The organism is Halosimplex pelagicum, assembly GCF_013415905.1.
GTDB classification, from domain to species: domain Archaea; phylum Halobacteriota; class Halobacteria; order Halobacteriales; family Haloarculaceae; genus Halosimplex; species Halosimplex pelagicum.
Genome location: NZ_CP058909.1, coordinates 2,453,663 through 2,469,274, shown reverse-complemented (window position 1 = coordinate 2,469,274; position 15,612 = coordinate 2,453,663). Strand labels below are relative to the sequence as shown.

Sequence of the window (15,612 nt, the reverse complement as noted above, 5' to 3'; positions counted from 1 at the left end):
CTAGGGGTGGTCTGGGCGCGATAGGAAGCAGTTCAGCCACACTGCTTCGACATCTTGGTCTTGATCTTCGATGAGGAGTTTGTCGTACCCGTTTGAGATGACGGATTCTTGCGCCCCTGCGATGATTGCCTGCTTGTCGTCGTTACCGGGATTGTAGTCGTGATCGCCACGGTGCCCATGTACCCATCCGTCGTCCGCTCGGGATTGCATCACGCGATACGATCGCCAGCCGTCTGCGAAGATGATGTCTTCGATGCTCGTCGGGCTCTCGTAGATTACTGCGTACCGGAAAGAGTAGGAACCAGCCAGAGAGAGCTTTTCGTCGGTCACGAAACTAACTGCACACTTCTTCGTGGGAAAATCTTCTCTGAAGGTCTCCGAAGAGGTGATTCCGGGTACATCTCCGACGGTAACCCACCGCCCGGTTTCTGTGTCTTCGTAGATCCCGATCGGGATATAGTCGAAACCGATGTACTCGGCGAATTGGTCTGGGGGTGTGAACCGCGCTTCGCTCGGAATCTGAACGTCGACGTCGCTTCCGTCAGAGATGGGGTCAATATCTGAACTCATGTTTGTGCTCTGTTCTACCTCGGCAGATACAAACTACTTCTTCGGCAGGATTCCCCCTCAGGTATCCTCCTCTGTACGCATCGCCCTGTGTTTTTGGACGCCTGGAAGTAAGTCGTCGTCTGGGACGCCGATCGTGTTGATGCCTCGCCAGACGTGGGTCTGGTAGAACTCCGGGAGGTCTTCTGGGGACTCTTCGACACGTTCCCCATCCTTCGTGAGCTGTTTGCGAGTCGCCTGCTTGTCGTGACCTACGGCCTCGATGACCCCCATGAAGATCTGATGGTTGATCTCAAGCCCTACGTTCTCCGGCTCCTTCGGGATCATCGAGACCATGCTGGTTCCGGTAGTTGTCTCTGGCGCGAAGGTCTCCGGTGGGAGTTCGAACCCTGCTCCATAGTACGCTACATCGAGGAGCCACTCACGTTCTGCTGACTCCGTTGGATTCGCCAACATCGATGTCGGGACGATGAGCGATACTGCGCCGTCAGAACGGGTGTAATCCAGTCCCAGTTCGGTGAATAGCCACTCGAACTTTTGCGAACTACGGAGCGCATTCTTGTCTCCACCGATCGACTTCTTGGCTGTATCGTAGTCGGTATGTGACCGATTTTCGGCCGAGGCTGTGTCCTCAAGATCACGCGAGGAGAATGGAGGGTTCGCGACGGTTTGGTCTATCCCTCGCTCCAGGGTCCGGTTGATTTCGTTGATGGTTTCTTTGACGCTTTTGTGGTGAGATTTCAGGGCGGTGAGGGGGTTGTAGTTTTGTGGTTCTTCAGGTCGCGATGAGATGATGGCTGGCACGTCTTCGGGCGAATAGCTTCGGAAACAATGGAGGGGTGTGTCGGCTTCTGGTGTAATTCGGTAAATCTCGCGAGTAGCCATCTGGATAGCATCACCGCCAACGACCCAGCCGGGGATCTCGTTGAGGGCAAGTGTTAGCGCGGCCATCCGAGTTGCGTCCCGTTCTAAGTCCCAACCGAGGACGACAGGGTTCTCCGATGACCGTCGCGCTGCGCCCAGAAGGAGTCGGCCGCTTCCACATGCTGGATCGAAGAAAACTGTACTCTGGTCGGTAGTGACGCTTCCACCGTCAGGCGCTACTGATGAGTCGGATTCGCCCTCACTTCCATCACTGAACATCGAGAGCGTCGTTTCGCCGGAGACGTTCTCAACATTCGGCGACGGCGGCTCGAAGTGTGTTCGAGTTGTTTCTCCGACGGCGGCAAGCGCCGCTGCAGCATTGGGCGGGGTGAAGTATTGGTCGAAGTGTTCTTCAGCTGCACGGCCCGTGTGCTGGTAGAGGATGCCCAGAACGTCTGTGTTCGTAGCTGTGGACGCTGCGGCGATCCCTTTTGCTACCTCTCTATCGGTCACGTCGCTTGCGTCATCTCGACACTTCTCGATGGTCGATAGATAGACGTCCTTCGCGTTCTCTCGCGGCACGCTTTCAGTTACGAGCAGGTCTTCGAGCTCGTCCATCGTACTTTGGAACCGCTTGTGGACGAGCCTATCGTGCCGAGCAGTGAGTGCGTCGACGAACGGCTTTACCATACCCCGAAGTTCGTGGCGGTACGGCGGCAGATAGACCATCTGTTCTACCTCCGATGTTCTTCGGGGATTAGGAGTCCGTCTCCACTGTCTCCGCAGATAACGATGTCGGAGGGGCCGAGCTTCGCCGGCGGTCCGTAGACGGAGAACACTGGTTCGCCCTGAAAGACCAGTTCTGTGAGGAGATTGTGGTCGTCGACGGTCTGCGCGAGCGCCCACTCAGATACTGGGCCGTTGATCGACATCGAAATCCCGGACCCGACCGCCGGCGTTCCGTCAACGGCGAGTTCTGGTTCACTGTCTCCCCGCTCTTTCAGGGAAATTCTGATCTCGCCCGAACTCTGGTCCGGGTCTCGGCTCTTGATGATGTACGTGACGCGCCCATCGTCACGGGAGATTTGGTCTCCGTACACTGGTTCGCCGAATACACTGAGGGCCTCGTCAGTGATCTCCAGTGCTAGAACTGGGGCGTCGTACTCTGGGGCCGGCTCTGTCCTGGTCCGTCCCGCTTGGTTTTCCTTATCGTCTACCATCTCACCCCCATCGGTGGGTAGAAACCACTCAGCTGGGCTCCGGGAGCGCCTTATGAATCGAGTCGATTGCCGTCCTTGTCGATTCGGTAGACGTTCCGCACCCTGAAGCCGATCTCGAAGTCTTCGTCGCGCTCTGGGATTTCGTGGAACACTACGGCCTTGTCATCGTAGAGCCGGAGTTCGGTGACGATATCATCGAGGTCGAGCGAGGGGTGTGATGGACCGTTTTCCTTGCCAAGGAAGAACTCCCAGCCGTCGTACTGGATGTAGAGGTCTGGGTCGTCGAGTTCGATACTACACTCGTCTCTCGAGAGGGATTCAAACGCTGGCGCTTCCTCAGAGATACTCATACTGGACTACCTCTCACCCCTCTCGGGTGCTACAAACCGTTCTTCTGACCGTTATGCTCGCTCGAAAGCGGTCAACTGGACGTTGTTGGCCTTTCGTCGACGGATCTTCCGATCCTTCCGGCACTGTCGGCAGAGGTACTTGGTGATTGGTCCCTCTTGACCGAGTTCTTCGTAGTCTTCCAGCTCCTCGATTCGTGTTCCGCAGTCTTCGCAGACCTCGTTGAGGAGGACCTTCTCGGCGAATGCAGGATTGAACAGCGCATCCTGGTCGCTGATCGCGAGGACATCATAAACGGTCAGATACCGAGCCTCCCTTTGAACCTCTACGACGCCTTCTTCGGGTTCCCGGCGTTCTTGCTCCACCGTCTGATAGGCGGTGTAACTCTGCTTGAGGATGTCAGGGTGGTGCTTGTTCCAGTGTTCGACTACTGCCTGTGCCGTCTCGGTGACATCGTATGACTTCCTCTCGAAGTCGGTGTTGCACGCAGTACACTGGCAGGCTCTGACGTACGGTTCCTCGCCTGTACCGATATCAGTAGCTTCTCCCATTAGTTAGACAGTCTAGTTGTAGTTACTTGGTAGTACTGGTCAATTCCCCCGAATAGCCCGGTCTACGGTGGGTAGAGATGGCCGACATCCGTGAAATAACTGATGAAGGACATGAACGCACCCCAACCAACGTAGATGATGAACATGAACGCTCCAGTGTAGATCATCCAGATACCGCGCTTGTTCTTGACGGTGGATTTCTTGGAGATACTCCACAGTACGGCTCCGAACGCGATCGTGGCTAACCCACCGTACCGGAGAGTGATGAGAGCGATCCTGAGACTCTCCAAGAGGAACTCTTCCATCTATCTAGTGCTTCTGCAGCCGACCAAATAAATCCTACTCAGAACCCATACCCTTAACGCACTGGCATATCTACGATGAGCTACGACCGATGTTCGATAGCGAACCTGATAGTGGTAGCCTTCAGTTCCTCAGCCAACCCCCGTGGAAGGATGTCGCAATATGGGCTGTTGGCGTTCTCGTGTTAGTCCTCGTCGCGTCTGTTGTCGTCGTGCTTCTGAACCCTTTCGGAGCCAGCCCGGATGTCGGCGAGACCGAAACCGTCGAACTGGTCTCTGGCGGTGAGGTCGTCTCGACCGTCACTGTTGAGACCGCTGTGACTAAAGACGAGATGGAAACGGGACTCAGTAACCACGAATCACTTCCGGCCGGTGAAGGAATGTTGTTCTTCCATTCCGAGAGCGGGGAACAGACCTACGTAATGCCGGATATGGACTTCGGGATCGATATCGTGTTTATCGGGGACGACTGTACGGTACAAGCGGTACGGTCTGCTGATCAGCCCGCGCCCGATGAGAGTGGATACGAACCCAAACACCAGCACACGGCGGACGCGAAGTACGTCTTAGAAGTCCCACAGAGTTACGCCAGTGAACGGATCTCTGAAGGCGATACCGTTCGATTTGCCGGTGGCTGCTAAGCTGATTCGGGCACTGGAGCGTAACGACTGCTCAGAAAGGGCTCGTCTGTTGCTCGACGGTCTGTTCCCAGGATTCGAGCTCTGATTGGAAAATGACGCCTCGAGGTGCAGAGTAGTTTTTCGGGTCGTACTCTTCGTCCCACCAAACGCCGTCGTATCCGTTCGCTTTTGCGTACCAGACTGGCGTGAGGCCAGCGATGAGGACGGGGTCGGCTTCTTCCGGTGTTTGACGGAAGGCGTCAAGCCAGTACTTCACACCAGCGGGTGCGAGAGTGAGGACGTCTGTTTCTTCGACCGTCCCATTGCGTGCCTCTGCTTCCATCTGGGCGGTCTCCTCCGCAACGAACTCCATGTACGCAGTCCCGCTCACCTCGTCCTCGTACGTAACTCTGAACCCAGATGTTTCTTTGACGAACTCGTGTTCGATACACCACTCATGTTCGACTGTTAGCGGTTCCGATGGGTCGATGTAGTAGATTTCCGCTTCGGGGTTCGTGAGCTTGTACGTCTTCAGGGTCTCGTGGGTGCTAGTTCCATCAGCACGAATGATCTGTTCCCATGCGGCGGGATGGACTGATATAGAAACACCCCTCCCCTCGTGCGATGTGTACGGCTTCGTTCGTTCATCATCGAGATCGCCGACGTGGTACACCGGCGAGATGCAAATCGTGTCTCGATGGGTCGCGCTCGGTACTTCTGTCCTAGTCGGGTGGCCTGATGTTGCTGTTTCAGTGTCCATAGATAGGTGTTCCATCTTCTGTGACTGGAGTCACGCCGTCAAGATCGTCGCTTGTTGGTTCGTAGTGCCTCATCTCGTCGAATTCGGCTGTCGCGACGGTCACTCCATCATCCAAACCGACGACTATCCACTGTCGGGGCCAGTCTCCCGGCAGCGGTCTCGGGCGGATCTTCACCACTTGGAATAGGTGAAACGCCTTCCCGCTGTACGTCGCTGTTGTTGTTACGCTCTCTGCCGGAGAGCTCTCTGGAGACGGGGGGTTAGAACCTGCTTCCATATTCTCCACTCAGTCTCTCACTCTCAACCGGGGGCAAAAAACCCACCTGACGATACAACTTCAGTCGGTATCCACCATCTCCCCAACGAGTGTGAGTTATGCGTCAACCTGATAGAAGTCCCCGAACCTTCTTACGTGGATACTCTCTAATGGCTGGTAATGGCGTCCGAGGAAGAGCCGTCAGAAGATACTGCTGATAGCGACCTTCCTGAGTCTGCTGACGGTGAGAGTTCGACTATCGGGTTAGCACTCACCCCGGTCAAATGGATCGGTAAACAGTGGTACCTGTGGACAAGAGACCTGTTTATTGGTGCGGCTATCGTTGTTGGCATCATCGTCTTGGCGACGTTGATTCTCGGCATCTGGCCCCCAATGGGTGCTGTCTCCAGTGGGAGTATGGCCCCAACTATTGGTGTCGGTGACGCGGTCGTCTTCAGCGATACTGATCGTTTCCAGCCGGCCGCAGCTGATCAGCACGGGATCGTCACCCGTGAGGTCGGGATGGAGGAGAACTACACCTCCTTCGGCGATTATGGAACGGTGATTATGTTCGAGAACCCGAACGCTGGTGGTGTAGAGATCATACACCGGCCAATGTTCTATGTCGAGGAGGGCGAGAACTGGGTGAAACGTGCTGACGAAGAGTACCTATTGGACGCGGAATCTTGTAGCCATATCGATAGTTGTCCTGCTCCCCACGCTGGGTACATCACGAAAGGGGACAACAACAACTACTATGACCAAGCTCAGATCGGTCAGGCACCTATTAAGCCAAAATGGGTTAACGGTGTTGTTGAGGCCAAAGTGCCTCACGTTGGTTGGCTCCGCGTTATCTTCGCGTGAACCTCTCTAGCTTTCGGAGTAGTCCAGATCGTCCCATTTGTGATGGTGATCAATAACCATCAACCAGTTTGTCGTCCAGCTGGTCAGAAGGCGTTCCCACCGATCGATGCTTATCTCGGTGCTACAGTTGCTTAGTTCCCAGAACCGCGTCTCATGATTAATATGTCCGTGTTTAAGATGTGTTTCCCATTGTGACGCAGTCTGGCTACCATCTTCTACTGACTCATCTGTGATCTCCTGTTGCGTACCGGTCACTGTCCTAACTCACGGGAGTAGGATCTTACTTGACGCCCTTCTGTTCGGCGTACCGTAGAAGGAGCGTCCTGAACGCTTCTGGGCTTGCCTCGAACAACCCGCCGTCTAAGTTTTCTCGGAGGCAGTCGGAGGTCTGTGCAAGGAGGTCCTCCGCATTCAGTGGATACCGTGCGATCCCGTGCATGATCTTCGACTCCATCACTGCTCTCGTCGGGAATTGCTCCGGGCGGTCTTCGAGATCGTTGATGAAGTCAGCGAGTTCGTTTACTGCTTGAATCCATTCGCCATAGCTGGTGTCGGCTCGCCCATTTTCGATCCAGTCGCTGTCGGTAAGCGCAGTTCGAATTTCGTTGAGAACACCGTCCAGACGTTCAGTTCTGGTGTGTTCCTCGGTGTTGAGTCTGCGAATAGGTTCTACTATCGTTTCCTCGCTGGGCTCCGAGCCAGCGGGATTGAATGCGACAGTATGCTCGTCGTCTCTGTCCCTCTGGAAACTGCGCTTGTGTAGAAGTGTTCCCGCGAACCCAGCCACGCCTTCTGCTTCAGGGCGGTGATACAGCCGATATCCTGAAGGGTTCCGTCCAGTGGATCGTCCAACCAGTAACGCTCGATCGCGGCCGTTGAGTTGAACTTGGCTCTTGAACCGCTTGATCTGGTTGAACGCCTCTACGACGTCTGCATCGGCAGTTTCTTCCACCTCGCTGATATCGGTTGGTTTCCCAGCGAGCTCGAACTGTTCGAGAGTCGTGTCCGTTTGGGCAGTGTCACTGGTCATCGTTTTCTGAATCTGTGGATTACCGCTTCTTCCGCTGTTTGATCGCGTTACTGACCAACGATGTTGTAGTATTGGGCATCCGTGTCCCCCTAATTGTGGATTTTGTGGGTCTCTTCGTCGTCTACCGCCTTTTTCACCGAACCGTCGATAAAGGTGGATCTCGACCCATCGCCAAACGTGGCGACCAGGTTGTTGTCATCGTCCCTGTCCAAATCGGTCACGTCCTCAAGCGGGTCAGTGACCTCTCCGTCGCTGTATTCAACTGTGACTATCATAACCTCTCTACTCCCGTTCGGAGTACAAAAACCTGAAACCGCGTACTGGTGTGAGTGAATCCAGTACTATTCGTCGTCGCTGACTGATTCGGCTGCTGTTTGGTCCAGGTCGTTGTCGAGTCGAACCTGGACGATCCGTAGGTGGCTTACCGAATCCTGTTCTTCGGCCAGCTCCTCGTAGAACTCCAGTAGGTTCTCTTCGTCGCTGAAGACATCGCTTTCGTCCCCGTTGTCAGCGCCTCCGAGGGGAGACACGAACTGATTGCGGTGGACGTTGAGGATGCCGTATCCGTAGTGCTCTTCGTCTTCGTCGAGGGGAAGTGTATCGCCGTCCATAGGTTGAATTCTGTTGAGTCGTTTGGTTACTGCTCGCAGTGCTTGACCTGTAGCTCGAAGGGGCCGCTCCATTCCTGAACCCACTCGGGGGCGTTCTCGTGAGTGTGTAGTGAATCACACACGAAGTGGCGGAACGGCGTCTCGTCGAGTGCCCACTCTCCGTTCTTCCGTAGGTCGGAGAGCGGGATGGCGTAGGTCGTTTCTTTTCCGTCGACGTCTCGTGCCCGTTCGTCGATCCAGGCTTGCCCGGTGAATTCGAGGACGGCCTCCCCGGATTCGATCTCGCTCTCTTCGCCGGGAAGTGCTTCGACCACTTCGTCTTTGCTTGCGGTCACGAGACTCTTCTGTTCCGTGGATTCTGTTGCTGACATGGTTTAGAGGGATGCAGGTGCGGTGACTTCGACTTCTTTGTCGATCTTCGAGATCGCGTTCAACTCCTCTTGGAGTCGCTCGGCGATGGTAGCTGGGTCTGTTGCTGTGATCGGTTCGCTGAATTCCACCCGCTGCTCGAAGTAGATGACCCGTGGCAGTTCTATCGACCCGTGTTCGAGAACGTACTCGACGGCCCCGTCGGTCTCGGCCACGTCCTCCGATTCGAGGTAGTCCCGATGCTCGTCAGGCGAATCAGCGTACGGGATGAACCCTTCGCCGAATTCTTCTGACGCTCGGAAGACGGCTTCTTCCTCCGTGATGAGCAGGTTCGAGGCCATCTTCCCGCTGGGGAGCTCGAACTGCAGGTTCTCAGTGTCGTGGTCTAGCCACGTGTGAAGGACACCACTCAAGTCGCTGACTCGGGTTTCGGCCTCAGACATTGTTGAAGATCCCTGGGTCGATGTCCCGACGCTGTTTGAACGCCATCTCCTCTGTGTCGTACTCGACATCCTCGCCGTGTCGTCCAGTGTAAGATCTCGTCACTTCGTTCACTTCGAGGATTGTCTCCACCGTGTAGTGCTTGTCGACGAAGATCATCGCTCTGACGAGGTGAAGCTCTACCGTCCTTTGCGCCGGGAACCGCCCCATCGTGAGGTTCAGAAGTGCCCCACCCAGCGCCTGTTGAAGGCTCATCGACGGATTCTCTTGCCAGTCGCCGTCGATGACCTCTTCAGCCTTGTAGCGATCTGCGAGCTGTTCAACCGTTGGGTCATCCAGTTCATCAAGTTCGCCCAGCGGGTTGTAGTTCCCCGGAGCGACTTTTTCGATTCCGTGTTCTTTGAGCGACCGCGATTCGTCGTCGCCCTGTTCACGGTCGGTGAGGAGAAGTGCTGCGATGACGTTCTGGTACGTGTGCCACTGGGCTTCGTCGTCGAAGATTTCAGTTCCAGTGAGCTTGAGAATCTCTAGAAGGTGATGTTGAACCTCCTCGAGTGCGGTATCGAAGTCCTCATCGGGACGGACTTGTCCGATTCTGTGCTGCCGTTGAAGCTGATGGGCCGGTTTCTCACCGGCGTCCTTGATGGTTTGAAGGATGTCGCTATCCATGCGTGCTTTGTCGTTTAGTAGCCGAAGATCGGTTCGCCAGTTTCCGCGTACCGGGGTTCGATACTATTGGGGATTTCACCCGGTGGGTACTGCAACTCACGGTTGAAGTCCGGGGGTTGCTAACTCCAGCCCGTTCTCCAATCCGACGACGATCCACTCGTTGTGGTTTCGGTTACCGACTGGGACCGACGCGACCACCTGATGTAGGTGAAAACGCTTCCCGTTGTACGTCGCCGTGCTCGTGATTCTTCGCTTGTCGGCGGGAACGGCTTCGCTGCCGGAACCCGATTGCGAGAGCATCCTTTCTATTCCTCTACCGACCACTCGATCTCGAGGTTGCTGTCTTCGTCCCACCCTAGGTCGTGGATCGAAGCGTGTTGTGGGATGCCGGCTGCCTCTAGTAACGTCTCGGTGTTGACGGTATCTGTGTTGGTTTCGCCGGTCATGCGTCTATTGGGGTGGATGTTGCGTTGCTCTCAGGGATCTGGTCGTTGATGGAATGGAGTGTGTCCTCCAACTGGTAGAGTTCCCCCGATGAGAGTTCTGCCAGCGCGTTGTCTACCAGTTCGGTGACGATCTTGTTGACCACGACCTCATGTTCGTCGGCGATGTCGAGGTCCATTTCGAGGATGGTCTCGAAGAAGCAGCTTCCGCAGGCTGCTGTGTCTTCGTCTTCGTCCTCGAAGCGGTACAACTTCCCTGCCTCTTGCCGGCACGCCGGGCACTTCCCTGGGCCGTCCGGCTCATTGGCAATGATCTCCTTCATGATTCTTTTTCTTAACTCCTTCACCCTTCTGGGAGTTAGAAAATACACTCAGGCCTCGGCGTTGTGCTTCTGGATTGTCCCTTACCAAGTAATTTCCATCAGTCCGTTCTAACGACTTGGTAAGGTCAGTCTCGAACCTGCTGAAGCCTCGTCGCTATCTTCGTCGAATTGAGATCCTCGATTTCCTCGAAGCCAAGATCGGTTCCAGGGTCGGCGTCGATAAGCAGCTTCGTTGTCTTGCGGATGGTCACGGCGCTGGTCTGACAGGCATCAGCGATTGCGGTCTGGGCGAGATCTTGGTCGAACTGGAGGCTGGCCGTGTAGATGGCGGCCGCTGCGACGTTGCTCGGGTCGTGTCCCGAAGCGTGCTGGCTTTCCATGAAGTGCTGGGAGAGCCGTTTGGCTTCGTTCCGTATCTCTCGGTCCACATCCAGCTTCGAGCTGTATCGCGGGATATACTCGCTCGGGTTCGCTGGTTCGATCTTGATACCGAGTTCTCGGCGGAGCCGCGTTTGTGCTCGGCGAGTCCGGTCAATTTCGATACGGGAGACCGATTCCACTTCCTCAAACGTTCGGGGGATACCTTCGAGTCGGGCACTGATGTAGAGTGCTGCGGATGCCATCGCTTCGATCGCGTACCCCTTGATGAGGTCCTCGTTGCTGGCTTGGCGATAGATGACTGCTGCAGTCTCACTCACAGAGTCAGGAAGGCCCAGCGCGGAGTTCATCCGTAGGATTTCGGTAGTAGCGTTCCGCAGGTCGCGTTCCTTGTGGTCTTTCGCCTTGAACCGGCTGTTCCACTTGCGGAGCCGGCGCATCTTTTGCTTTTGCTTTGACGAAAGTGGGTTCCCGTATCCGTCGCGGTCGTCCCATCCGATATCTGTTGAGAGGCCTCGGTCGTGTCGGGTTTCGGTGAGGGGCGCTCCTACTCGCGATCGGTCCGACTCGTCATCGAAGTTGCGCCATTCGGGGCCGTGGTCAATATTTGTGCCCTCTGCGACGACACCGCAGTCTTCGCAGTGTAGCTCCTGGGTTGACGTGTCCTGGATAAGCCGCCCCCCGCATTCAGAACACTGAGTTTCCGAAGACGTGGGTTCTGTCTCTGTGGTAGATTCGGTATTGTGCTGTACTGGGCGACTTCGCTGCGTAACGTTCGTACTTTCAGTTGGAGCCATAGGTATAGAAGACTCGAACGCGCATCTGTGGAACTCTTCTCTGAGAACCCCTCTAATTCGATGTCTCAACCACTATGACGGGTAAAAACAACCCCAGAGTCACGAGAACCACAAGAATCCGGTCTTGTCTGGTCGCTTGTTCTGATGTGTGGACTGGATGCTGACTGGCTTTTATATACTAATGACGGGTGTATGGCTGGAGTCATTTGCTGCTTGTGGGGCTGGTACCGTCCGATTTCAGGAAGTTTTATTACCGATGCTCTTTAAGAACCGAGTGCGATGTCAGACCTGATTGTGAAGGCAGCGGTCAAGGAAAAGCTCGACGACCAGAACGTGGCAAGCGACTTCTACGACGCCCTCGACAGCGAAGTTGAGGAACTTCTCGAAGACGCTGCCGAACGCGCCGAAGCGAACGATCGCAAGACAGTCCAGCCGCGCGACCTCTAAGCAGGTCACATCCGTACAGGCGCATCGGCCCTCCAGTTAACGACCTTCCTGACGAGATAGGGGCTCTGAGTGCTGTCTGTGTGAGGGACGGTTGAGTCACTCGTCTTTCTCGATGATCTCGAGGTCGCCGTCGAAGTCCTCGTCCTGTTCCAGCATCCGTACTGCCTTCTCGACCCACGGATACCGGTCAGTGATAGCGACCACTACAGTTGTCTCGTCCTGGATTGCGAGATCGCCGATGGTTTCGAATGCGCCTTCCTTGTTGTAGCCTGATTCGCTGATTCCGGTGACGACTGCTCCCTCTTCTGTGCGGAACATGCGGTCGGAGTCGAGTCCCACATCGGAGTGGAACGCGAGCCGGGTTTCATTGTCTCCGGCATCGAAGTCGCTGATGCCGAAGTAGGCTGTTCGAGTGCCGTCGTCGTGTTTAAGCTGTAGGTGCATGGTTACTCTGCGATCTGTTGCTGATAGTCCTCAACGAGCGAGTCGATGTCGGTCTTGAGTGACCACGTGACGCACTGGGAACAGGTGTCATATCCGATGTCCGACTTTCTCGGCCAACTGTAGCCGTGGACGAGCTGTTTCACCTCGTCACACATGTCCGGCGTGGATGTCTGAACGTGGATGATGCTGTTGTCGTTGATCTCGATGGACGCGCTTCCGATGTCCCGGTCGATTTTCGCAACTCGTTTGTCGAGTCGCCGGAGCGCCTCCTGGCGCACCGCCAGTTCCTCTCGCTGTTCTTCGAGTTGTGTCCACTCCTCGGTGCTATCCTCGAAGTACGTGTCTGGGCCACCACTGCCTGCTTCTGGCTGGCCCTCAGAACGGCTTCTTGATGGACTCTGTGACATCGCTAGTTGAGTTCGATGATGTCGTTGACGTCGTCTGTGTCCACGTAGTACTCGCCGGCATTGCTGTGGAGTTCGTACAGTGACGATTCACCATCAGGGGACCGCTCGTACCAGTCCCATACTGCGATCCGTGAGACGTTTTCCTTCTGGTTGTCGGCGTTTTCCACGCTGTTCTCCTCGGTGAGCTCAAAGACTGCTATCGGGTCTAACATGGACTCTCAGTTGAACTTCTTCCACCTCCAACCGGGATATAAAAAGGAGAACAACTACTCCTGGCGTATCGTAATTTCGTGTGGTAGTCTCTTCTTGATCCGGTCGAAGATCCGACCGGCGATAACGAAGATGCCGAGGAATGACGTTATCGCAACGATGACGGGGTGACCATATTCAATGGTCATGCCGACGGTGAGTACTAACACGTACCCGAAGAGTATCGCCCAGTGGTGTCCGTCATCGACCGCTGCGACGTAGTTCATCGTGTGGGCGATGATCCCCGCTAAAGTCGCTCCAATCAAGACCCCAACGACCAGAACGGAAATGGACGTGATATCGACCATATCTTGCTTTATGATGGATGCCGGTTAGTATTTCCCTCTTGCTACCCCGGTCCCTGACCGTTCAACTGTAACTCTCAAGATCTGCCTGCGTTGGCTGGGGCCGGTTCTTTTCTTGGGGCTCGTCCGTATTGGCCTGCTGGCCGAACTGCCGGAGCGTCTCTCGCGTTGATACCTCGAGTAGGTCCATGTAGCTCCGGTCGATACTCTCGTCGGATTGCTTCTCTCCGTCGACGTTGTCGCTTTTGGCCCCGCGATTCTGGCCCCCGTCGGGTGCTTGTACCATCGTCAGCTGCTGCTGTGATTGTTCGGCCGACGTCGACGTCGCGATGTCTCTGGTCTCCTGCTCTGGGGTCAACTCCCCTTCCCAGTAGTGCTCGGCCAAGAGTTCGTTCTTCCGCCGCCGGTGGTCGAGATACTGGTACGTGACCGTATCGAAGTTCACCCGGTTCTTCGTCTCCCAGCCCCACTCGGCACTCCGGTTTGCGTACGCATCTCGATTGAACCAGTTCCCTGAATCAGCAGACGCTAACGCATTGAGGACGCCCGGCCGTTCAAGCGTAGCGAGGTTTACACCGAGCCCGTGAATGCGGTGTCGCTCTGGAAGGAACTCACGCAGAGAGAGAATGAGTTCTTGCTGGCGCTCCGGCCCGTAGATCGCGATTCCGCCGATCGCGACGAGGTCGGTTAGCACGCCGTGTTCCCGAAGTTCGACCGCATGGTCCAGGTATTCCTTGATGGTCTGTCCTTGCAGGATCGATACCGGTTGTGCTTTGATCCCACGCACAGCTGCCTCATCGAGGAGTTCGCGGTGGGCGTCACGGGTCTTCGCTTGGAATTCTTCGACAGTTGCATCGAACTTCCCCAGTATCGCGTCAGCACACGGGTAGTCCCGGAGCGCCCACCGGTCATTTCGGCTTACTGTCTGGTCCTCGATGTAGTCGAGATACTCGCTGTGACTACTCGGGTACTCTGCTTCTTCGAACGTGCCGAACGCTTGGGGGTCGCCACCGCAGTCGACGAAATGACTGGATTCGGTTCCGATACGGCCATTTTCTTGGGTACGATAACTCACAAGGACGTTGTCTTCCTCGTGGGCCTCCAGAACTGATCGGGACGTGTACGATGCTGCCGAGTAGTAGAACGAGAAACTGATGTCGCTCCCAAGGACGATGTTGTCAGCCAGCTGTGTGTAGCAGCCGTGGCACAGTTCTCGCGGGTCGTACCCGTAGATGTCTGGCGGACCGTCATCGTACAGGTAATAGGGTTTCCCGGCAACCGGCGAGAGCTCTACCCAGTTTCCAGTCTCTCCACAGCGTGGACACTCGAACATATCTCACTCTAATCGCGAGTCAAAAACCACCGTCTCCGTTCACTTCAGCGGTCTCGACTATACGGACTCTGAAAGGGTTGCTTGGGTACGCTGTTCTTGGCCGGACTGCTTCACGCTCTCTACGTCTTTTGCGTAAATCCAGTTCCCCGTCACGATGATCGGTTTAGGGACCTGAAGCGTTAGGATCTCCTCGTTTACCTTGTTGCGGTGGGCACGCTCAAACACCTCCTGGTACCGATTTTCTGTGAACGCGACCAGCATTTGGCGAGTCTCCTCGTTGAGAGCTCTAACATCTGGTTGTGGGTCGAGGAAGATAGCGTTCGCACAATTTGCTTCCTGCCACGTTTCAGCGACCGGGATGTAATCCCAGATCTCGAAAACACCATCGTCGGTGAAGATTTTCGCGTACGACGGCGTCCAGAAGGTGATTGCTTCGTAGCAGGGCCGGCAGACGGAACAGTTCAGACCGGAAAGCGCCGCTACGTCGACGGGATGTCCGCAGAACGGACACGACGGGTGTGTATGTAACAGTTCGCGGAACTGATCTTCCATCGTTTTGTTCAGGATTCGATGTCTACGACCGTCGCGTCGATTCCGACATCTGGGATGCGTGCGTTCTTCGCTGCTCGCGTTGCGTCGAAGTCGTTACTGAATGTCTCGTCAAGTCTGCCCATCTCTTCGCCGTCTTTCTCGATAACGACCTCGAACTCGCCCCACTCGGCACTCTCCCGTGCGTGTGCAACCGCTTCAGGGTCTCTCATACTCATAGGCTCTCACCCACAACGAGCGGTACAAACACCCCCCCCCTCTTCTTGCTGTGAACAAGGTTTACCGTCCGAACACGAGGTTATGCTGAACCAAGTTCGTACTGAAACTGGACGGAAAGGGGGTGGTAGAGGGGGTTTCGGAGTCACACCCTCAGAGAAAAGCTGAGGGCGTGACGGGGTGCCTCGCGATGGATCGGGAGTGGGGTGCGGCCAACTTCGGTCGCAGGTTCACACTCGGGAGCAGGGG

Annotated in this window: 26 protein-coding genes and 1 pseudogene; 3 read left to right on the top strand and 24 right to left on the bottom strand. The window is 55.7% G+C overall.

Features of this window, described 5'->3' with window-relative positions; genetic code table 11:
- The 6 genes from HZS54_RS12225 to HZS54_RS12200 all read right to left on the bottom strand — a co-directional run bounded on the left by HZS54_RS12225 (nucleotide 1) and on the right by HZS54_RS12200 (nucleotide 3,855).
- Nucleotides 1-570: a hypothetical protein gene (locus HZS54_RS12225; RefSeq protein ID WP_179922801.1), complete on the bottom strand. Its 570-nt coding sequence runs from the start codon at nucleotides 568-570 to the stop codon at nucleotides 1-3.
- 57 nt (nucleotides 571-627) lie between these two features.
- Nucleotides 628-2,160: an N-6 DNA methylase gene (locus tag HZS54_RS12220; protein WP_179922800.1), complete on the bottom strand. Its 1,533-nt coding sequence runs from the start codon at nucleotides 2,158-2,160 to the stop codon at nucleotides 628-630.
- 5 nt (nucleotides 2,161-2,165) lie between these two features.
- Nucleotides 2,166-2,651 (bottom strand): hypothetical protein, encoded by a 486-nt coding sequence (locus HZS54_RS12215; RefSeq protein WP_179922799.1) that lies wholly within the window; start codon nucleotides 2,649-2,651, stop codon nucleotides 2,166-2,168.
- A gap of 50 nt (nucleotides 2,652-2,701) precedes the next feature.
- Nucleotides 2,702-3,001: a hypothetical protein gene (locus tag HZS54_RS12210; RefSeq protein WP_179922798.1), complete on the bottom strand. Its 300-nt coding sequence runs from the start codon at nucleotides 2,999-3,001 to the stop codon at nucleotides 2,702-2,704.
- Between the two features lie 51 nt (nucleotides 3,002-3,052).
- Complete coding sequence (locus tag HZS54_RS12205; protein ID WP_179922797.1) at nucleotides 3,053-3,550, bottom strand: hypothetical protein; 498 nt, start codon at nucleotides 3,548-3,550, stop codon at nucleotides 3,053-3,055.
- Between the two features lie 62 nt (nucleotides 3,551-3,612).
- Nucleotides 3,613-3,855 carry a hypothetical protein gene (locus HZS54_RS12200; protein ID WP_179922796.1) on the bottom strand — a complete coding sequence of 81 codons (243 nt, stop codon included), beginning with the start codon at nucleotides 3,853-3,855 and terminating at the stop codon, nucleotides 3,613-3,615.
- 89 nt (nucleotides 3,856-3,944) lie between these two features.
- On the opposite strand from HZS54_RS12200, the gene HZS54_RS12195 reads away from it, so the two are divergent.
- Nucleotides 3,945-4,493, top strand: a complete 549-nt coding sequence (locus HZS54_RS12195) for a DUF192 domain-containing protein (protein WP_179922795.1) — start codon at nucleotides 3,945-3,947, stop codon at nucleotides 4,491-4,493.
- Nucleotides 4,494-4,524: 31 nt separating this feature from the next.
- Here the strand turns inward: HZS54_RS12195 and HZS54_RS12190 are convergent, their stop codons facing one another.
- Together HZS54_RS12190 and HZS54_RS12185 are read right to left on the bottom strand one after the other, a co-directional pair.
- Entirely contained in the window at nucleotides 4,525-5,247 is a 723-nt protein-coding gene (locus HZS54_RS12190) for a hypothetical protein (protein ID WP_179922794.1), read from the bottom strand.
- Nucleotides 5,222-5,518: a hypothetical protein gene (locus tag HZS54_RS12185; protein WP_179922793.1), complete on the bottom strand. Its 297-nt coding sequence runs from the start codon at nucleotides 5,516-5,518 to the stop codon at nucleotides 5,222-5,224. The genes HZS54_RS12190 and HZS54_RS12185 overlap by 26 nt, the downstream gene beginning before the upstream one ends.
- Before the next feature lie 150 nt (nucleotides 5,519-5,668).
- Here HZS54_RS12185 and HZS54_RS12180 point away from each other — a divergent pair, with 150 nt between their 5' ends.
- A complete protein-coding gene (locus tag HZS54_RS12180; protein WP_179922792.1) occupies nucleotides 5,669-6,352 on the top strand; it encodes a S26 family signal peptidase in 684 nt (227 codons plus the stop codon).
- 280 nt (nucleotides 6,353-6,632) lie between these two features.
- Here HZS54_RS12180 and HZS54_RS12175 read toward each other — a convergent pair whose 3' ends face one another.
- The 9 genes and pseudogenes from HZS54_RS12175 to HZS54_RS26710 all read right to left on the bottom strand — a co-directional run.
- Nucleotides 6,633-7,382: a hypothetical protein gene (locus tag HZS54_RS12175; protein WP_179922791.1), complete on the bottom strand. Its 750-nt coding sequence runs from the start codon at nucleotides 7,380-7,382 to the stop codon at nucleotides 6,633-6,635.
- Between the two features lie 89 nt (nucleotides 7,383-7,471).
- Nucleotides 7,472-7,657 carry a hypothetical protein gene (locus HZS54_RS12170; RefSeq protein WP_179922790.1) on the bottom strand — a complete coding sequence of 62 codons (186 nt, stop codon included), beginning with the start codon at nucleotides 7,655-7,657 and terminating at the stop codon, nucleotides 7,472-7,474.
- Between the two features lie 66 nt (nucleotides 7,658-7,723).
- Nucleotides 7,724-7,993 carry a hypothetical protein gene (locus HZS54_RS12165; protein ID WP_179922789.1) on the bottom strand — a complete coding sequence of 90 codons (270 nt, stop codon included), beginning with the start codon at nucleotides 7,991-7,993 and terminating at the stop codon, nucleotides 7,724-7,726.
- A gap of 26 nt (nucleotides 7,994-8,019) precedes the next feature.
- Nucleotides 8,020-8,364 carry a hypothetical protein gene (locus HZS54_RS26295; RefSeq protein WP_246391927.1) on the bottom strand — a complete coding sequence of 115 codons (345 nt, stop codon included), beginning with the start codon at nucleotides 8,362-8,364 and terminating at the stop codon, nucleotides 8,020-8,022.
- Between the two features lie 3 nt (nucleotides 8,365-8,367).
- Complete coding sequence (locus tag HZS54_RS12155; protein ID WP_179922788.1) at nucleotides 8,368-8,805, bottom strand: hypothetical protein; 438 nt, start codon at nucleotides 8,803-8,805, stop codon at nucleotides 8,368-8,370.
- Nucleotides 8,798-9,472 (bottom strand): hypothetical protein, encoded by a 675-nt coding sequence (locus tag HZS54_RS12150; protein WP_179922787.1) that lies wholly within the window; start codon nucleotides 9,470-9,472, stop codon nucleotides 8,798-8,800. Before HZS54_RS12150 ends, HZS54_RS12155 begins: the two co-directional genes overlap by 8 nt.
- A gap of 442 nt (nucleotides 9,473-9,914) precedes the next feature.
- Nucleotides 9,915-10,238, bottom strand: coding sequence for a hypothetical protein (locus tag HZS54_RS12145; RefSeq protein WP_179922786.1), 324 nt, complete (start codon nucleotides 10,236-10,238; stop codon nucleotides 9,915-9,917).
- A 125-nt stretch (nucleotides 10,239-10,363) separates the two neighbouring features.
- Nucleotides 10,364-11,056, bottom strand: a complete 693-nt coding sequence (locus HZS54_RS12140) for a transcription initiation factor IIB (RefSeq protein ID WP_246391926.1) — start codon at nucleotides 11,054-11,056, stop codon at nucleotides 10,364-10,366.
- 147 nt (nucleotides 11,057-11,203) lie between these two features.
- Nucleotides 11,204-11,413 (bottom strand): annotated as a pseudogene (locus HZS54_RS26710) (TFIIB-type zinc ribbon-containing protein); the annotation flags it as partial.
- A gap of 279 nt (nucleotides 11,414-11,692) precedes the next feature.
- Between HZS54_RS26710 and HZS54_RS12135 the strand changes: the two are divergent.
- The gene (locus HZS54_RS12135) at nucleotides 11,693-11,860 is read left to right on the top strand and encodes a DUF1931 family protein (RefSeq protein ID WP_179922784.1); all 168 of its coding nucleotides are present in this window, start codon (nucleotides 11,693-11,695) and stop codon (nucleotides 11,858-11,860) included.
- Between the two features lie 96 nt (nucleotides 11,861-11,956).
- On the opposite strand, the gene HZS54_RS12130 is transcribed toward HZS54_RS12135, so the two are convergent.
- The 7 genes from HZS54_RS12130 to HZS54_RS12100 all read right to left on the bottom strand — a co-directional run bounded on the left by HZS54_RS12130 (nucleotide 11,957) and on the right by HZS54_RS12100 (nucleotide 15,365).
- Nucleotides 11,957-12,304 (bottom strand): hypothetical protein, encoded by a 348-nt coding sequence (locus HZS54_RS12130; protein WP_179922783.1) that lies wholly within the window; start codon nucleotides 12,302-12,304, stop codon nucleotides 11,957-11,959.
- Between the two features lie 2 nt (nucleotides 12,305-12,306).
- Nucleotides 12,307-12,711 carry a hypothetical protein gene (locus HZS54_RS12125; RefSeq protein ID WP_179922782.1) on the bottom strand — a complete coding sequence of 135 codons (405 nt, stop codon included), beginning with the start codon at nucleotides 12,709-12,711 and terminating at the stop codon, nucleotides 12,307-12,309.
- Nucleotides 12,712-12,713: 2 nt separating this feature from the next.
- The gene (locus HZS54_RS12120; RefSeq protein ID WP_179922781.1) at nucleotides 12,714-12,923 is read right to left on the bottom strand and encodes a hypothetical protein; all 210 of its coding nucleotides are present in this window, start codon (nucleotides 12,921-12,923) and stop codon (nucleotides 12,714-12,716) included.
- Between the two features lie 54 nt (nucleotides 12,924-12,977).
- Nucleotides 12,978-13,268, bottom strand: coding sequence for a hypothetical protein (locus HZS54_RS12115; RefSeq protein ID WP_179922780.1), 291 nt, complete (start codon nucleotides 13,266-13,268; stop codon nucleotides 12,978-12,980).
- Between the two features lie 61 nt (nucleotides 13,269-13,329).
- A complete protein-coding gene (locus tag HZS54_RS12110; protein WP_179922779.1) occupies nucleotides 13,330-14,598 on the bottom strand; it encodes a hypothetical protein in 1,269 nt (422 codons plus the stop codon).
- A 57-nt stretch (nucleotides 14,599-14,655) separates the two neighbouring features.
- Entirely contained in the window at nucleotides 14,656-15,150 is a 495-nt protein-coding gene (locus HZS54_RS12105) for a hypothetical protein (protein ID WP_179922778.1), read from the bottom strand.
- An 8-nt stretch (nucleotides 15,151-15,158) separates the two neighbouring features.
- On the bottom strand, nucleotides 15,159-15,365 hold the full coding sequence (locus HZS54_RS12100) for a hypothetical protein (RefSeq protein WP_179922777.1): 207 nt from the start codon (nucleotides 15,363-15,365) through the stop codon (nucleotides 15,159-15,161).
- Nucleotides 15,366-15,612: the final 247 nt, after the last annotated feature.

Excerpts from the sequence above, each read along its gene's own strand:
- HZS54_RS12150 (WP_179922787.1), bottom strand. The coding sequence starts at position 9,472 with ATGGATAGCGACATCCTTCAAACCATCAAGGACGCCGGTGAGAAACCG.
- HZS54_RS12220 (WP_179922800.1), bottom strand. The coding sequence starts at position 2,160 with ATGGTCTATCTGCCGCCGTACCGCCACGAACTTCGGGGTATGGTAAAG.
- HZS54_RS12125 (WP_179922782.1), bottom strand. The coding sequence starts at position 12,711 with ATGTCACAGAGTCCATCAAGAAGCCGTTCTGAGGGCCAGCCAGAAGCA.
- HZS54_RS12170 (WP_179922790.1), bottom strand. The coding sequence starts at position 7,657 with ATGATAGTCACAGTTGAATACAGCGACGGAGAGGTCACTGACCCGCTT.
- HZS54_RS12175 (WP_179922791.1), bottom strand. The coding sequence starts at position 7,382 with ATGACCAGTGACACTGCCCAAACGGACACGACTCTCGAACAGTTCGAG.
- HZS54_RS12135 (WP_179922784.1), top strand. The coding sequence starts at position 11,693 with ATGTCAGACCTGATTGTGAAGGCAGCGGTCAAGGAAAAGCTCGACGAC.
- HZS54_RS12215 (WP_179922799.1), bottom strand. The coding sequence starts at position 2,651 with ATGGTAGACGATAAGGAAAACCAAGCGGGACGGACCAGGACAGAGCCG.
- HZS54_RS12130 (WP_179922783.1), bottom strand. The coding sequence starts at position 12,304 with ATGCACCTACAGCTTAAACACGACGACGGCACTCGAACAGCCTACTTC.
- HZS54_RS12140 (WP_246391926.1), bottom strand. The coding sequence starts at position 11,056 with ATGCGCCGGCTCCGCAAGTGGAACAGCCGGTTCAAGGCGAAAGACCAC.
- HZS54_RS12115 (WP_179922780.1), bottom strand. The coding sequence starts at position 13,268 with ATGGTCGATATCACGTCCATTTCCGTTCTGGTCGTTGGGGTCTTGATT.
- HZS54_RS12120 (WP_179922781.1), bottom strand. The coding sequence starts at position 12,923 with ATGTTAGACCCGATAGCAGTCTTTGAGCTCACCGAGGAGAACAGCGTG.
- HZS54_RS12155 (WP_179922788.1), bottom strand. The coding sequence starts at position 8,805 with ATGTCTGAGGCCGAAACCCGAGTCAGCGACTTGAGTGGTGTCCTTCAC.
- HZS54_RS26295 (WP_246391927.1), bottom strand. The coding sequence starts at position 8,364 with ATGTCAGCAACAGAATCCACGGAACAGAAGAGTCTCGTGACCGCAAGC.
- HZS54_RS12195 (WP_179922795.1), top strand. The coding sequence starts at position 3,945 with ATGTTCGATAGCGAACCTGATAGTGGTAGCCTTCAGTTCCTCAGCCAA.
- HZS54_RS12100 (WP_179922777.1), bottom strand. The coding sequence starts at position 15,365 with ATGAGTATGAGAGACCCTGAAGCGGTTGCACACGCACGGGAGAGTGCC.
- HZS54_RS12105 (WP_179922778.1), bottom strand. The coding sequence starts at position 15,150 with ATGGAAGATCAGTTCCGCGAACTGTTACATACACACCCGTCGTGTCCG.
- HZS54_RS12110 (WP_179922779.1), bottom strand. The coding sequence starts at position 14,598 with ATGTTCGAGTGTCCACGCTGTGGAGAGACTGGAAACTGGGTAGAGCTC.
- HZS54_RS12225 (WP_179922801.1), bottom strand. The coding sequence starts at position 570 with ATGAGTTCAGATATTGACCCCATCTCTGACGGAAGCGACGTCGACGTT.
- HZS54_RS12210 (WP_179922798.1), bottom strand. The coding sequence starts at position 3,001 with ATGAGTATCTCTGAGGAAGCGCCAGCGTTTGAATCCCTCTCGAGAGAC.
- HZS54_RS12165 (WP_179922789.1), bottom strand. The coding sequence starts at position 7,993 with ATGGACGGCGATACACTTCCCCTCGACGAAGACGAAGAGCACTACGGA.
- HZS54_RS12145 (WP_179922786.1), bottom strand. The coding sequence starts at position 10,238 with ATGAAGGAGATCATTGCCAATGAGCCGGACGGCCCAGGGAAGTGCCCG.
- HZS54_RS12200 (WP_179922796.1), bottom strand. The coding sequence starts at position 3,855 with ATGGAAGAGTTCCTCTTGGAGAGTCTCAGGATCGCTCTCATCACTCTC.
- HZS54_RS12205 (WP_179922797.1), bottom strand. The coding sequence starts at position 3,550 with ATGGGAGAAGCTACTGATATCGGTACAGGCGAGGAACCGTACGTCAGA.
- HZS54_RS12180 (WP_179922792.1), top strand. The coding sequence starts at position 5,669 with ATGGCGTCCGAGGAAGAGCCGTCAGAAGATACTGCTGATAGCGACCTT.
- HZS54_RS12190 (WP_179922794.1), bottom strand. The coding sequence starts at position 5,247 with ATGGAACACCTATCTATGGACACTGAAACAGCAACATCAGGCCACCCG.